General features: G+C 73.1%; 11 protein-coding genes. 8 read left to right on the forward strand and 3 right to left on the reverse strand.

Annotation, left to right across the window (positions count from 1 at the left end; all coding sequences use genetic code 11):
• Positions 1-16: 16 nt before the first annotated feature.
• From HUT12_RS08125 to HUT12_RS08135, 3 genes are all read right to left on the reverse strand, one after another.
• Complete coding sequence (locus tag HUT12_RS08125) at positions 17-1,084, reverse strand: NADH:flavin oxidoreductase/NADH oxidase (RefSeq protein ID WP_176092989.1); 1,068 nt, start codon at positions 1,082-1,084, stop codon at positions 17-19.
• Positions 1,085-1,156: 72 nt separating this feature from the next.
• Positions 1,157-1,948, reverse strand: a complete 792-nt coding sequence (locus HUT12_RS08130) for a DUF998 domain-containing protein (protein ID WP_254876748.1) — start codon at positions 1,946-1,948, stop codon at positions 1,157-1,159.
• Positions 1,941-2,906 carry a glutathione S-transferase family protein gene (locus tag HUT12_RS08135; RefSeq protein ID WP_176092990.1) on the reverse strand — a complete coding sequence of 322 codons (966 nt, stop codon included), beginning with the start codon at positions 2,904-2,906 and terminating at the stop codon, positions 1,941-1,943. Before HUT12_RS08135 ends, HUT12_RS08130 begins: the two co-directional genes overlap by 8 nt.
• 106 nt (positions 2,907-3,012) lie before the next feature.
• On the opposite strand from HUT12_RS08135, the gene pcaF reads away from it, so the two are divergent.
• The 8 genes from pcaF to HUT12_RS08175 all read left to right on the forward strand — a co-directional run bounded on the left by pcaF (position 3,013) and on the right by HUT12_RS08175 (position 15,645).
• Positions 3,013-4,215 carry a 3-oxoadipyl-CoA thiolase gene (pcaF, locus tag HUT12_RS08140; protein ID WP_176092991.1) on the forward strand — a complete coding sequence of 401 codons (1,203 nt, stop codon included), beginning with the start codon at positions 3,013-3,015 and terminating at the stop codon, positions 4,213-4,215.
• A gap of 100 nt (positions 4,216-4,315) precedes the next feature.
• Positions 4,316-5,134 carry an SAM-dependent methyltransferase gene (locus tag HUT12_RS08145; protein WP_176095691.1) on the forward strand — a complete coding sequence of 273 codons (819 nt, stop codon included), beginning with the start codon at positions 4,316-4,318 and terminating at the stop codon, positions 5,132-5,134.
• 4 nt (positions 5,135-5,138) lie between these two features.
• Positions 5,139-7,319, forward strand: coding sequence for a bifunctional diguanylate cyclase/phosphodiesterase (locus tag HUT12_RS08150; protein WP_176092992.1), 2,181 nt, complete (start codon positions 5,139-5,141; stop codon positions 7,317-7,319).
• Entirely contained in the window at positions 7,310-7,810 is a 501-nt protein-coding gene (locus tag HUT12_RS08155) for a DUF456 domain-containing protein (RefSeq protein ID WP_131054620.1), read from the forward strand. The genes HUT12_RS08150 and HUT12_RS08155 overlap by 10 nt, the downstream gene beginning before the upstream one ends.
• A 355-nt stretch (positions 7,811-8,165) precedes the next feature.
• Entirely contained in the window at positions 8,166-9,530 is a 1,365-nt protein-coding gene (locus HUT12_RS08160) for a glutamine synthetase family protein (RefSeq protein ID WP_176092993.1), read from the forward strand.
• 169 nt (positions 9,531-9,699) lie between these two features.
• On the forward strand, positions 9,700-11,061 hold the full coding sequence (locus HUT12_RS08165; protein WP_176092994.1) for an aldehyde dehydrogenase: 1,362 nt from the start codon (positions 9,700-9,702) through the stop codon (positions 11,059-11,061).
• Positions 11,062-11,064: 3 nt separating this feature from the next.
• On the forward strand, positions 11,065-11,829 hold the full coding sequence (locus HUT12_RS08170) for a 3-oxoacyl-ACP reductase (protein ID WP_176092995.1): 765 nt from the start codon (positions 11,065-11,067) through the stop codon (positions 11,827-11,829).
• 174 nt (positions 11,830-12,003) lie between these two features.
• Positions 12,004-15,645, forward strand: coding sequence for a SpoIIE family protein phosphatase (locus HUT12_RS08175; protein ID WP_176092996.1), 3,642 nt, complete (start codon positions 12,004-12,006; stop codon positions 15,643-15,645).
• Positions 15,646-15,661: the final 16 nt, after the last annotated feature.

Below are 15,661 nucleotides of genomic sequence, written 5' to 3' on the forward strand. Positions count from 1 at the left end.
CGCGGCCGCTTCAGGGTCAGACCGCCCGGCGGTACTGGTGCGGCCAGTCCGTCTCGGCGCCCAGCTCGGCGGCGGCCCGGCGCGGCCAGTACGGGTCGCGCAGCAGTTCCCGGCCGAGCAGCACCAGATCGGCCGCGCCGTCGGCGAGGATCGCCTCGGCCTGTGCGGGCGCGACGATCAGGCCGACCGCGCCGGTGGGTACCCGTGCCTCGCGGCGGATCCGGGCGGCGGCCGGCACCTGGTAGCCGGGCCCGACCGGGATGTCGGCCGTCGGCGCGGCGCCGCCGGAGGAACAGTCGACCAGGTCCACCCCGGCGGCGGCCAACTCGGTGGCGAGCACCACGCTGTCGTCGACGGTCCAGCCGCCGTCGACCCAGTCGGTGGTCGAGATGCGGGCCAGCACCGGCACGTCCGGTCCGACGGCGGCGCGCACCGCGCGGGCGACCTCCAGGGTGAGTCGCATCCGACCGGCCCGGTCCCCGCCCCAGCCGTCGGTACGCCGGTTGGTCAGCGGGGAGAGGAACTCGTGCAGCAGGTATCCGTGCGCCGCGTGCACCTCGACGGCGGCGAACCCCGCCTCCAGCGCGCGGGCGGCGGCGGTCGCGAACGCCTCGACCACCCCGGCGATCCCGGCCGGGTCCAGCGCGGTCGGTTCGCGGTACTCCGGCACGAACGGCTCAGTGGTCGGTCCGACCGGCGTCCAGCCGCCCTCCGCGTCGGGCACGCCGCCGCGCCGGGGGGACCACGGCCGGTACGTCGACGCCTTGACTCCGGCGTGTGCGAGCTGCACGACGGGCACCGCGCCGTGGGTGGTCAGGAAACGGGTCACCGGACGCCAGGCGTCGACGTGCCGCCCGGACCAGAGCCCGGTGTCCTGCGGGCTGATCCGTCCCTCCGGCACCACGGCGGTCGCCTCGGTCATCACCAGTCCGGCGCCGCCCACGGCCCGGGTGCCGAGGTGCACCAGGTGCCAGTCGGTGGGCAGGCCGTCGGGCCCGGCACTGTACTGGCACATCGGCGCCATCGCGATCCGGTTGGGCAGGGTCACCGCGCGCAGCGCCAGGGGGGTGAACAACGAGCTCATCGCGCCATCTTCTCCCGGCCGTCGGGCGCGCGGCCCGGACACGGGCTGTGGGGTCGGGCACTCTCGCGTCGGTCAGCTCCGGTCGGTCCGCCCACCGGCGGCCCGGGTGCGGGCGGCCAGGGCGAGGGCGGTGGCGACGCCCCAGACGACGGCCACCGCCAGCAGCAGCCGTTCCAGCACCCCGACCAGCGAGCCCCGCCCGACGAAGAGCATGGCCAGGCCGACCGCCCCGGCGAGCGGGAGCGCCACCACCGCCGCGACCGTGGCCGGTCGGCGCAAACGCCGGTCGGCCTGTGGGGCGAGGGCGAGCGCGACCATCGCGAACACCACCGTCGCGGTGGCGGCGACGCTCGCCGCACCGTGCACCAGGTCCGCCACGGTGGCCGGCTCGAAGGGCGGCAGCGGGCAGCCGGCGCTACAGGTCACCGCACCGGAGAGCAGCGTGCAGAGCGCCGCCGCGACGAGCAGCGCCACCGCGCCGGGCAGCGTCGCCACCTGCCGCACCACCGTCGCGGCCCGACGTCCCACGAGCCGCCGCACCACGGCCGCACCCGGGTGCGCCACCCACGCCGGGTCCGGGTCTGTCACCGCCGCCGGTTCGGGCCGCCGGGCCTCGTCGCGCAGGGCCACCGCGAGCAGCAGTAGCGCCGTGGCCAGGGAGAACACCCCGATCCGGTACGTCCACGCGTAACCGCTCTCGGCCACCCCCGCCTCGCTGACGTACCCGGTCAGGCCCGGTCCCGGACCGGCGACCACGGCGAGGACCACCAGGGCCGTCCCGGTGAGTACGCCCAACGCGGCACCCGCCGCCGCGACCCCGCCCCGCGCCGACGCCCGGCGGTACGCCGTCGACGACTCAGTCACGTCCGTGCGGCGTCGTCCAGCCGTGCAGGTCCGGCCCGAGCGGCACCACCCCGGTCGGGTTGATCTGGTGGTGCGTCGCGTAGTAATGCCGCTTGATGTGGTCGAAGTCCACGGTCTCGCCGAGACCCGGGGTCTGGAACAGGTCCCGCGCGTACGCCCACAGCACCGGCATCTCGGTCAGCTTTTGCCGGTTGCACTTGAAGTGCCCGTGGTAGGCCACGTCGAAGCGGACCAGCGTGGTGAACAGCCGTACGTCCGCCTCCGTGATCGAGTCGCCCATCAGGTACCGCCGGTCGGTCAGCCGTTCCGACAGCGCGTCCAGCCGGGCGAAGAGCGTCTGGTACGACTCGTCGTACGCCTGCTGGGAGGTGGCGAAGCCGCACCGGTAGACGCCGTTGTTGACGTCCCGGTGGATCTCCGCCATCAGCGTGTCCATCTCCGGGCGCAGGGTCACCGGGTACAGGTCCGGCGCGTCCGGTGCGTGCCACCGCCGCCACTCGGTGGACAGGTCCAGGGTGAGCTGCGGGTAGTCGTTCGTGACCACCCGCCCGGTGAGCGTGTCGACCAGCGCGGGCACGGTGACCCGGCCGGAGTAGTCGGCGTCGGTCGCCAGGTACGCCTCGGACAGGAAACCGATGCCCAGCACCGGGTCGAAGCCGTCCTGGTCGAGCGCGAACCGCCAACCCCGGTCGTCCCGGATCGGATCGACGGTGCCCAGCGAGATGGCGTCACCGAGCCCGAGCAGGTTCCGCACGATCAACGCCCGGTGCGCCCACGGGCAGGCGCGGCACCAGATCAGCCGGTAGCGGCCCGCCTCCAACGGCCAGCGGTCCTGGTCGTCGGGCCCGCCGCCGGGCGGCGAGGTGGAGTGCGGGGTGACCCGCCCGGTGAACCGGTTGGGCTGCCGGACGAACGCGCCGCCGTCGCTGGTCTCCGCGCGGAACTGGGGTCGGGCCATGCCGACAACCTATCGGGATACGCCGGGGATATCCTGGCCGCCGGACGTCCGGCGGGACCCGACGGGCGGCCGGTGCCCGCCCTTCCCCACCCCCGAAGGACTCGCGATGACCGTGGCTTACCTGGTGGCCGGTGTGCGTACCCCGATCGGCCGCTACGCCGGTGCCCTGGCCGGCGTCCGCCCCGACGACCTGGCCGCGCACGTGATCCGTGAGCTGGTGGCCCGTCATCCGGCGGTGGACTGGGCACGCACCGACGACGTGATCCTGGGCTGCGCCAACCAGGCCGGTGAGGACAACCGCAACGTGGCCCGGATGGCGGCGTTGCTCGGCGGGCTGCCCGAGCAGGTGTCCGGCAGCACGATCAACCGGCTCTGCGGTTCCGGTCTCGACGCGCTGGCCACCGCCGCCCGCGCGGTGGTCGCCGGTGAGGCCGATCTGGTCGTCGCGGGCGGCGTCGAGAGCATGAGCCGGGCCCCGTTCGTGATGCCGAAGGCGACCACCGCCTACTCCCGGGCCGCCGAGGTCCACGACACAACCATCGGCTGGCGACTGGTCAACCCGCTGATGCGGCAGGGTTGGGGCGTCGACTCGATGCCGGAGACGGCCGAGAACGTGGCCGAGGAGTACGGCGTGGACCGGTCCGCGCAGGACGAGTTCGCGTACCGCTCCCAGGCGCGGGCCGCGAAGGCCCAGGCCGACGGGCGGTTGGCCGAGGAGATCGTGCCGGTGACCGTGCCGGCCGGGCGGCGCGAGACGCGCCTGGTGGAGGTCGACGAGCATCCCCGGCAGACGTCGCTGGAGAAGCTCGCCGCGCTGCCCACCCCGTTCCGCGACGGCGGCACCGTCACCGCGGGGAACTCGTCCGGCGTCAACGACGGCGCGGTGGCGCTGCTGGTCGCCTCGGAGGCGGCCGTCGCCGCGTACGGCCTCACTCCGCTGGCCCGGGTCTCCGGCGCCGCGGCGGCCGGCGTGCCGCCCCGGACCATGGGCGTCGGCCCGGTCCCGGCGACCCGGCGGCTGCTCGACCGGCGCGGGTTGGCCGTGGCCGACCTCGACGTGATCGAGCTGAACGAGGCGTTCGCCGCGCAGGCCGTCGCGGTGCTGCGTGAGCTGGGCCTGCCGGAGGACGCCGAGCACGTCAACCCGAACGGCGGCGCCATCGCGCTGGGGCACCCGCTGGGTGCCAGCGGCGCCCGACTGGCGCTCACCGCCGCGCTGGAGCTACGCCGCCGGGGCGGTCGACGGGCCCTGGCCACCATGTGCGTCGGCGTCGGGCAGGGCATCTCGCTGTTGCTGGAAGCGGCCTGACCGGCCGCGACACGGCGCGAACGGGAAAGGTGTTCGTGGATCTCCCTCGGCGTGACCGACCGGCCTAGAGTGGTCTGCATCACGACGAGCTGAGGTGCCAGTGCAGACCCCCGACGGACTCCCCTCCGAGATCGACCTCTCGCGGCCCAGCGCGGCCCGGGTGTACGACTACTTCCTGGGCGGCGCCCACAACTTCGAGATCGACCGCAGGCTGGCCGAGCAGATCGCCGCCACCACACCCCACCTGCCGGCGACCATGCGGGCCGGGCGGGAGTTCCTGCGTCGGGCCGTACGCGTGCTGCTCGACGCCGGCATCGACCAGTTCCTCGACATCGGCTCCGGCATCCCCACCGTCGGCAACGTGCACGAGGTGGCCCAGGCCGCGAACCCGAAGGCCCGCGTGGTCTACGTCGACATCGACCCGGTGGCGGTGGCGCACAGCCGGGAACTGCTGACCGGCGACGAGCTGACCGGCGTGCTCCACGGCGACCTGCGCGACCCGGAGCGGCTCCTGGCCGACGCCCGGGCGTTGCGGCTGCTCGACTTCGACCGCCCGCTCGGCGTGCTGCTCGCCGGGGTGGTGCACTTCGTGCCGGACACCGACCGTCCCGCCGACGTCCTGGCCACCCTGCGGTCCGCCACCGTCCCCGGCAGCCACCTGGTCCTCTCGCACTCCACCTTCGAGGACCAGCCACCGGAGATGTTGGACGCGCAACGGCTGTCCGCGCGGACCGCCACCGAGATCACGCTGCGCTCGCGGGCCGAGATCACCGGCTTCTTCGGTGACTGGACGCTGCTGCCGCCGGGAGTGGTGCACATGGAGCTGTGGCGTCCCGACGCGCCGTCCGAGGTGGCCGCGAACCCGCAACGGTTCGGCGCCTTCGGCGGCGTCGCCCGGAACGACCGGTCCGCCGGCTGACCTGATGTCCGCCGTCGGCGACTCCGGCGGGAACGCCGTGGACCAGACCGGTGCCCAGCGGTACGCGGCCGACTGGGCCCGTGCCGTACGCGGGTTCGGGTTCGTGCCGTTGAGCCCGACCGAGACCGAGCGGCTGCTGCTCGGACACACCGTGCGGCTGGCCCGTGCGCTGCTCTCCGGCGAGCCGGTGACCCCGACCGCCGAGGATGTCGGGCGCGCCCTGGTGGCGGCCCATCTGATCGCGCCGGGGGTGATCGGGTGGGCGGTGCGTACCCTTGCCGCCCGGTTCCCCACCGAGGTGCTGGACGTCCGGGCGGACCGGCCCGATCTCGCCGACCGGGTCTCGGCGGCGCAGGCGGGCCTGGCCGCCGGCTTCGCCGGTGCGCTGCGTGACCGCACCTTCGCCCAGCAGGAGGGGATCGCGCGCTCGGCGTGGCAGGCCCGGGACGACGTGGAGCGGGCGCTGCGCGACAGCGAGGCGCGGTTCCGGGCGGTCTTCAGCGGGGCGGCCATCGGCATCGGCATCGCCGGGATCGACGGCACGATCATCGACGTCAACCAGAGCTTCGCCGAGATGCTCGGCTACGACATCGAGGAACTGCGGCAGACGAACGTGGCGTCGCTGTTCCACGCCGACGACGCCGCCGGGATGTGGGAGCTGTACCAGGAGCTGATCGAGGGCAAACACGAGGCGGCCCGGGTCGAGAAGCGCTACCACCGTAAGGACGGCACCGCCGTCTGGACGGACCTGGCGGTCTCGCTGATCCGGCACGACGACGGCCGGCCCCGGTTCACCGTCGCCGTGGTCGAGGACATCACCGAGCGGTACGAACTCCAGCAACGGCTACGGTTCCAGGCGCTGCACGACCCGCTCACCGGCCTGCCCAACCGGACGCTGTTCTTCGAGTCGCTCGGTCGGCTGGTGAACCGGACGCACCCGTCCGGCCGGGTCGGCGTCTGCTTCCTGGACCTCGACGGGTTCAAGGCGATCAACGACAGCCTGGGGCACGACCTCGGTGACCGGCTGCTCGTGCTGATCGCCCGGCGGCTGGCCGACTGCGTGGCCGACCGCGGCTACCTGGTCGCCCGGATGGGCGGCGACGAGTTCGTCATCCTGGTCGACGGCATCGCCCGGATCGAGGACGTGACCGCGGTGGCCGAGACGGTGCTGGCCGCCGTCTCCGCCCCGGTGCACATCGGTGACCAGCAGCTCGCGGTCTCGGCGAGCATCGGCATCGTCGACTCGGACCTGGCCGGCACCAGCGCCACCGAGCTGATGAAGGCCGCCGACACCACGCTGTACTGGGCCAAGGGGGAGGGCCGGGGCCGGTGGGCGGTGTACGACCCGGAGCGCAGTGCCCGGGACATCGCCCGGTCGGCGCTCGCCGCCGAACTGCCCACGGCGCTGGACCGGGGCGAGTTCGTGGTGCACTACCAGCCGATCGTGTCCCTGCTGGACGGCCAGATGCTGGCCGTCGAGGCGCTGGTCCGCTGGCAGCATCCGGAGCTGGGTCTGGTCGGGCCGGACCGGTTCATCGGACTGGCCGAGGAGACCGGCCTGATCGTCCGGCTCGGCGAGTGGGTGCTGCGGCAGTCCTGCCGGGACGCCCAGCGCTGGCACGCCGAGTTCCCGCAGGCCCGGCTGGTGGTCAGCGTCAACCTGGCCGCCCGCCAGGCCGACGCCCCGGCGATCGTGGACACCGTGGCCGACGCCCTGGCCGAGAGCGGGCTCCCCGCCGCACTGCTGCAACTGGAACTGACCGAGAGCGCCGTGATGGGTTCCGCGGGCGAGCCGCTGCGGACGCTGTACCGGCTCGCCGCGCTCGGGGTCCGGCTGGCGGTGGACGACTTCGGGACCGGGTACTCGAACCTGGCGTACCTGCGCCGGTTGCCGATCACCTGCCTGAAGCTGGCCGGGCCGTTCGTGGAGGGCCTGCGGGGCGACGATCCCTCCGTCGCCGACCACCGTGACGTACGGATCGTGGACGCGTTGGTCCGCTTGGCCCACGCGTTGGAACTCTGGGTGACCGCCGAGGCGGTGGAGACCGAGGCGCAGGCCGAGCGGCTGCGGTCGCTACGCTGCGACTCCGCGCAGGGCCGGCTGTTCGACCCACCCGGCCCGGCGGAGAAGATCGTCGCCCGGCTGCGGGGCACACCGTCTGATGGGGAGTCGACGTGGAGCTGACGGACACCAACGGGGTGGTGGCGGTGGTCGCCGCCCTGGCCATCCTCGCCGGGCTGGCCGGGGTGGTGGTGCCCGGCCTGCCGGCGCTGCCGCTCTGCTGGGGCGGCGTGCTGGTGTGGACGCTGTTCGGCGGAGCCGGTGCCGGCCGGTGGCTGGTGCTCGCCGCCGCCACCCTGGTCGCGCTCGGCGGCACCGTGGTCAAGTACGCCTGGCCGGGCCGCAACCTCAAGCGGGCCGGGGTGCCCACCACCTCACTGCTCGCCGGCGCCGTACTCGGGCTGATCGGCTTCTTCGTGATCCCGGTCGTCGGCCTGGTGATCGGTTTCGTCGGCGGCATCTTCGCGATGGAACGGCTGCGGTTGGGCGACACCCGGCTGGCCTGGCCGGCGACGAAGCAGGCGGTCGGCGCGGCCGGCCTGTCGATGCTGATCGAGTTCCTCTCCGGCCTGGTGATCGGCATGCTCTGGGTGACCGGCCTGGTGATGACCTGATCCGTGTGTGGCCCGTGGCGGGTGGTCGCCGGGCGGCGCGGGACGGAGCCAGGGCAGGGCACCGCGCCCTGCCCGAGAGAGAGGTGACGTCGCCCGCGCCGCCGCGGCTGTCGGGCCGTTCCGAGGGCCCGTGGTCGGCCCGTCGCGATCGGGCCTGGTCACAGGCTCAAGGATGCGTCAGGTACGGCCCGACCGGCAACGCGATTAGTCGGCCGGCGGACGACGGGCCGGGTACGCCCCCGTGGTGCGCCGGACACCGGACCGGTTTGCCGGGGACGCGGAACGGGGTACGAGCGGAGCGTCCCGTTGACGGTGATCAGCTCGGCGGGTAGACCTTGGTGATGGAGGCTCGCGGATGAGGAATGCGCCGCTCACGCTGGAGCAACTGCGGGTCGCGGTCGCCGAGGGCGAGATCGACACGGTGGTTCTGGCCCTGGTCGACATGCAGGGTCGGCTACAGGGCAAACGGTTCCACGCGCCGTTCTTCCTCGACCAGGTCGTCGGGCACGGCAGTGAGGGCTGTGACTACCTGCTCGCGGTGGACGTCGACATGAACACCGTCGACGGATACGAGATGTCGAGCTGGTCGCGCGGCTACGGTGACCTGGCGATGACGCCGGACTTCGACACGCTGCGCCGGGTGCCGTGGCAGCCCGGGACCGCCCTGCTCCTGGCCGACCTGCACTGGCCCGGGGAGACCGGTCCGGTGACCGTCTCGCCCCGGCAGATCCTGCGCCGGCAACTCGACCGGCTGGCCGCGCACGGACTGACCGCGTACGCGGGCACGGAGCTGGAGTTCGTGCTGTTCCGTGACTCGTACGAGCAGGCATGGCAGCGCGGCTACCGCGAGCTGACCCCGGCCAACCAGTACAACGTGGACTACTCGCTGCTCGGCACCGCCCGGGTGGAGCCGCTGCTGCGGCGTATCCGCAACGAGATGGCCGGCGCGGGACTCACCCCGGAGAGCGCCAAGGGTGAGTGCAACCTCGGCCAGCACGAGATCGCCTTCCGCTACGACGAGGCGGTGCGCTGCGCCGACCACCACGTGATCTACAAGAACGGGGCTAAGGAGATCGCCGCCCAGGAGGGCATGTCGATCACCTTCATGGCGAAGCCGAACGCCCGGGAGGGCAACTCCTGCCACATCCACTTCTCCCTGCGGGACGCCTCCGGCAGGTCGGCCATGTTGGGCGACGGACCGGGTCACCTGAGCGTCACCGGGCAGCGGGTGCTGGCCGGGCTGCTCGCCACGATGCGGGAGTTCAGCCTCCTCTTCGCGCCGAACATCAACTCCTACAAGCGCTACCAGCCGGGTTCCTTCGCCCCGACGGCGTTGCGCTGGGGCACCGACAACCGCACCTGCGCGCTACGGGTGGTGGGCCACGGTCAGGGGATGCGGGTGGAGAACCGGGTGCCGGGGGCGGACGTCAACCCGTACCTGGCGATCGCGGCACTGGTGGCGGGTGCGCTGCACGGCATCGAGCAGGAGCTGGAGTTGGGCGAGGAGTGCACCGGCAACGCGTACGACGACGCGGCGGCCGAACGCGTCCCCGGCACCCTCCGGGACGCCCTCACGCTCTGGGAGTCCTCCACGGTGGCCCGGACGGCCTTCGGCGACGACGTGGTCGCCCACTACACCAACATGGGCCGGGTCGAGCTGGCCGCCTTCGACGCGGCCGTCACCGACTGGGAACTCGCCCGTGGTTTCGAGCGCCTCTGACCGAGCCCGGGTCGTCCCGTCTCGCGTGCGTCGATGTGCGCCGATCATGGAGTCGTGGCGCCCGACCTGTCCTCTTTCGCGACGTTCACGGAGTACCACAACTCCATGATCGCGGCGCAGAACACGGGCGGGGCAGGCAAGGTGGGCAGCGTGGGTGAGGGGAGTGTGGGTGGGCGTGGGTGAGGTGCGGAATCCGGCCAGCGGGGCGGTGCTGCGCGAGGTCGCGGGGGCGTCTGCGGACGAGGTCGACGCGGCGGTGGCGCGGGCGGCGGTGGCGTACGAGCGGTGGCGGTGGGTGGCGCCGGGGGAGCGGGCCCGGCTGTTGCGGCGGTTCGCGGCGGTGGTCGACGCGCATGTGGAGGAGCTGGCCCGGCTGGAGGTCGAGAACGCCGGGCACACCATCGGCAACGCCCGCTGGGAGGCGGGCAACGTACGGGACGTGCTGGACTACTACGCGGGGGCACCGGAGCGGCTGACCGGGCGGCAGATCCCGGTGGCGGGCGGGTTGGACGTCACGTTCCACGAGCCGCTCGGCGTGGTCGGGGTGATCGTGCCGTGGAACTTCCCGATGCCGATCGCCGCCTGGGGGCTGGCTCCCGCGCTCGCCGCCGGCAACACGGTGGTGCTGAAGCCCGCCGAGCTGACCCCGCTGACCGCGTTGCGCCTGGGCGAGCTGGCCCGGGAGGCGGGGCTGCCCGAGGACGTGTTCACGGTGCTGCCGGGGCGGGGCGATGTGGTGGGCGAGCGCTTCGTCGACCATCCGGCGGTCCGCAAGATCTGCTTCACCGGCTCCACCGAGGTCGGCACCCGGATCATGGCGGGCTGCGCCGCCCAGGTGAAGCGATTGACCCTGGAGCTGGGCGGCAAGTCGGCGAACCTGGTCTTCGCCGACGCCGACCTGGAGAAGGCGGCGGCGACCGCGCCGTCGGGAGTCTTCGACAACGCCGGCCAGGACTGTTGCGCCCGGTCCCGACTCCTGGTGCAGCGCTCGGTCTACGACCGCTTCCTGGAGCTGCTGGAGCCGGCGGTGCGGGCGTTCCGGGTACGCCACCCGGCCGACGAGGCCGCCGAGATGGGGCCGCTGATCTCCGCCGGGCACCGGGACCGGGTCGCCGGGTACGTCGACGGCGCGCGGGTCGCCTTCACCGGCTCCTGCCCGGACGGCCCCGGCTACTGGTACCCGCCGACGGTGCTGCTCGCCGACTCGCCGGCCGACCGGCACTGGCGCGAGGAGGTCTTCGGCCCGGTCGTCTCGGTGCTGCCCTTCGACGACGAGGCGGACGCGATCCGGCTCGCCAACGACACCGAGTACGGCCTCTCCGGCTCGGTCTGGACGCGGGACGTGGGCCGGGCGGTGCGCGTGGCGCGGGCGGTGGAGGCGGGCAACCTGAGCGTCAACTCGCACTCCTCGGTGCGGTACTCGACGCCGTTCGGCGGGATGAAACGCTCCGGTCTCGGTCGCGAGCTGGGTCCGGACGCCCTGCACGCGTTCACCGACGTCAAGAACGTCTTCATCAGCACGGAGGAGTGAGCGATGCGGCGGTTGCAGGACCGGGTGGCGGTGGTCACCGGCGCGGCCAGCGGGATCGGACTGGCCACCGTTCGGCGGTTGGCCGCCGAGGGAGCCCGGGTGGTCTGCGTCGATGTCGACACCGAGGGGGGTGCCCGGGCCGCCGAGGAGGTCGACGGGACCTTCGTCGCCGTCGACGTGACCGACGAGGGTGCCGTCCGTGACCTCTTCGACGGGGTGGTCGAGCGGTACGGGCGGGTGGACGTCTCGTTCCACAACGCGGGCATCTCCCCGCCGGACGACGACTCCATCCTGGAGACCGGGCTGGACGCCTGGGAGCGGGTGCTGCGGGTGAACACCACGAGCGTCTACCTGTGCTGCAAGTACGTCATCCCGCACATGCGCCGGCAGGGCCGGGGCTCGATCATCAACACCGCCTCGTTCGTGGCGCTGATGGGTGCGGCGACGTCGCAGATCGCGTACACCGCGAGCAAGGGCGGGGTGTTGGCGCTGAGCCGGGAACTGGGCGTGCAGTTCGCCCGGGAGGGCATCCGGGTCAACGCCCTGTGCCCCGGTCCGGTGGCCACGCCGCTGCTGCGGGAGCTGTTCGCCGCCGATCCGGAGCGGGCCGCGCGCCGGCTGGTGCACGTGCCGATGGGGCGGTTCGGCGAACCGACCGAGATCGCCGCCGCGGTGGCCTTCCTGGCCAGTGACGACTCCTCGTTCATGACCGCCGCGCAGTTCGTGGTCGACGGCGGGATCACCGGCGCGTACGTCACGCCGCTGTGATGTAACCGACACTTCCGGTGAACGGTGGGGCGATTCGTATCGGTTGATCGACAAGTGTCGTGGGGTAATCAGCGTCGCGATCAGCTGATGCGTTACGTTCCTGGTTCGGCGGGGTAGAAGTCCGGTCACGGCAGCGATGATCAGGGCACGTCGCGCACAGGCCGGGGAGGCTGCATGAACTCGGCCCAGGGGGGCGTGGACGGGGGCGATCCGTCGGCGGCGCGTCGTGGGGTTCCACCGCTGCTCGCGGCGGCGTTCGCGGGCGGTGGCGAGATGGGCGCGCTGTTGCGTGACCGGGACTGGTCGACCAGCCCGCTCGGCGCACCGGAGCAGTGGCCCAGCGCGCTCGGCAACGCGGTCAGCACGATGCTCGCCTCGAAGGCGCAGATCGTCATCTTCTGGGGCGAGGACCAGCGCGCCTTCTACAACGACGCCTACCGCCCGACCATCGGGGACAAGCATCCCGCCGTCGTCGGGCAGCCGGCCCGCGAACACTGGGTCGAGACCTGGGACGTGCTCGGGCCGCTGCTCACCGATGTCCTGCGGACCGGTGAGGCGTACCAGGCGCGGGACCACCACTTCCTGCTCGACCGGTACGGCTTCATGGAGGACGTCTACTTCGACGTCTCGTACGACCCGATCCGGGACACCGACGGCTCGATCAGCGGCGTGCTCTGCGTCTGTAGTGAGACCACCGGTCGGCTGCTCAGCGAGCGGCGACTGCGTACGCTCGCCGAACTCGGCTCCGAGTTGGCCGACGTGGGCAGTAGCGCGGAACTCTGCCACGCGGCCGTGGACGTGCTCGACCGGCACCGGCAGGACGTACCGTTCGGGCTGCTCTACCTGTACGGCCCCGACGGTGGTCTGCGGCTGGCCGGGACGAGCGGCCCGATGACCGGGCCCGAGGAGCCCGCCGCCGGGCTGGCCGACCTGGCCGCCGCCGGGGGCGGCACGGTGTCCACCGCCGACCTGTTCGGTGAGGTGCCGGCCGATGCCGCCGACGAGGCGCTGTTGCTGCCGATCACCGCCACCGCCGAGCAGGCGGGCGCGCTGGTGCTGGGGGTGGCCCGCCGGTTGCCGCTCACCGACGACTACCGCACCTTCCTCGAACTCGTCGCCGCGCAGGTCTCGCGGGCCGTCGGCAAGCAGCGCGCGTACGAGCAGGAGCAGGCCCGCGCCGCCGAGCTGGCCGCCCTGGACCTGGCGAAGACCAACTTCTTCGCCAACGTGAGCCACGAGTTCCGTACCCCGCTGACCCTCGTGCTCGGCCCGCTGGAGGACCTGCTCGCCGACCCGGCCCTGCCGGAGGTGTACACCCAGCGGCTGACGATGATGCACCGCAACGCGTTGCGGCTGCTCAAGCTGGTCAACACGGTGCTCGACTTCTCCCGGCTGGAGTCGGGGCGGCTGGCCGCGTACTACGAGCCGGTCGACCTGGCCGACTACACCGCCCGGCTGGCCAGCACGTTCCGCTCGGCCACCGAACGCGCCGGGTTGCGGCTGACGGTGGACTGCCCGCCGCTGCCCGAGCCGGTCTACGTCGACCAGGAGATGTGGGAGAAGATCGTTCTCAACCTGGTCTCCAACGCGGTGAAGTTCACCCTCGACGGGGAGATCCGGATCGAGGTCCGGGCGGTCGACGGAGTGGCCCGCCTGGAGGTCGCCGACACCGGTGTCGGCATCGTCGCCGAGGAGCTGCCGCACGTCTTCGAGCGCTTCCACCGGGCACCCGGGGTGCGGTCGCGAAGCCACGAGGGCACCGGGATCGGCTTGGCCCTGGTGCGGGAACTGGTCGAGATGCACGGCGGTCAGGTCAGCGCGACCAGCCGCGTCGACGAGGGCAGCCGCTTCGTCGTCACCGTCCCGTTCGGCTCCGGGCACCTCCCGGCCGACCGGGTGGCCGAGACGGGCACCGAGCGTGAGCCGGTGCAGAGCGCCCTCTTCGTCGCCGAGACCGAGCGCTGGAGCGACGACCGGGCCGCGACGGGTGAGGTCCGTGGCACGGGGTCGGCGGCGGGCCGCATCCTGGTCGTCGACGACAACCCGGACCTGCGCGAACACGTCGCCCGGCTGCTCGCGCCGACCTGGGAGGTGTTCACCGCCACCGACGGCGTGGACGCCCTGCGGTTGGCCGTCGACACCGACTTCGACCTGGTGCTGACCGACGTGATGATGCCGCGGCTGGACGGCTTCGGGCTGGTCGCCGCGCTGCGCGCCGACCCGCGCACCCGGTACGTGCCGATCGTTCTGCTCTCCGCCCGCGCCGGCTCGGCCGAGGAGGTGGCCGGCCTGGCGGTGGGTGCCGACGACTACCTGACCAAGCCCTTCTCCGGGCAGGAACTGGTCGCCCGGGTACGCGCCAACGTCGAACTCGGCCAACTGCGCGGCCAGCTCATCCGGCGGTTGGCCGCACTCGCGGACGCGGCCGTGGCGGTGAACACCGCGCGCTCCACGGACGAGGTGCTCCAGGTCGCGGCGCGGCACGCGTTGAGTCTCGCCGAGGCGGTCCGGGTGTCCGTCACCGCCGGAGACGCGCGGTTCGAGGCCGACGGCGGCGGCACCAGCGCCGCCGATCCCGCCTTCGTCCTGCCGTTGACCGGGGTGGGCGGCAAGCGCCTCGGTGAACTGCGGGTGTGGCGTGCGGTCACCGAGCCGGCCGGCACGGACGAGGCCGCGTTGACCCAGCTCGCCCGGCTGGTCGGCGTGCGCCTGGAGAACGCCCAGCTCTACGAGGTGGAGCATCGCATCGCCACGACCCTGCAACACAGCCTGCTGCCGCGCACCCTGCCCCAGTTGCCCGGTGCCGTGGTGGCCAGCCGTTACCTGCCCGGCAGCGCCGACGTCGAGGTCGGCGGCGACTGGTACGACGTGGTGACCCGCGAGGACGACGAGATGGTCCTGGTCATCGGGGACGTCGTCGGCAAGGGGGTGCCGGCCGCGGCGGCCATGGGTCAGCTGCGCAACGCGCTGCGGGCGTACGTGCTGGAGGGGTTCGATCCGGGAGAGTCGTTGACCCGGCTCAACCGGCTCGTGGGGTCGACCGGCTCCCGGTCCTTCGCCACGGTCTTCTGCCTCTGGTTCAGCCCTCGTACCGGGCGGCTGCGGTACGCCAACGCCGGTCATCCGTCCCCGCTGCTGATCCGAGGAGGCGACGTGGCGTTCCTGCACGACCGGGCGCTGGGGCCACCCGTCGGCGCGATCCCCGGGGCGGAGTACGAGACGGTCTCCGGCGAGCTGTGTGCCGGCGAGCGGCTGCTGCTCTACACCGACGGCCTGATCGAGGACCGGAACGTCGACATCGACGACGCGTTGGCCCAGCTCCGCGCCGATGCGGCCCGGCCGGGGGAGCATGTGGTGGACCTGGTCGAGGCGGTGGTGCAGCGCGTCGTGGACCGGCCCCGCCGGGACGACGTGGCGGTGCTCGCGCTGGAGGCGGCCGAGCTGAACCGGTTCGCGCTGCGGCTGCCCGCCGACCCGACCCGACTGAGCGTGCTGCGGAAGCGGCTGGAGGACTTCCTGGTCGCGCACGGGGTGAACGAGACCGACCTGTTCGACCTGACGGTGGCGGTGTCGGAGGCGGCGGCGAACGCCATCGAACACCCGGTCGACCCGGTGGAGCCGACGATCGGCGTCGAGGTGACGGTGGAGGGCCGGACGGTGACCGCGACCATCCGCGACAGCGGACGCTGGCGGGAGTCGACCGGGTCGGGCTTCCGGGGCCGGGGACTGTCGCTGATCGAGGCACTCGGGGAGTTGTCGGTCACGCGTACCACGGAGGGCACGGAGGTGACGCTACGTCGGGAACTGGGTGCCTGAGCCGGTGGGCCCGGCG

The sequence above is a fragment of the Verrucosispora sp. NA02020 genome (assembly GCF_013364215.1).
Classification (GTDB): Bacteria; Actinomycetota; Actinomycetes; order Mycobacteriales; family Micromonosporaceae; genus Micromonospora.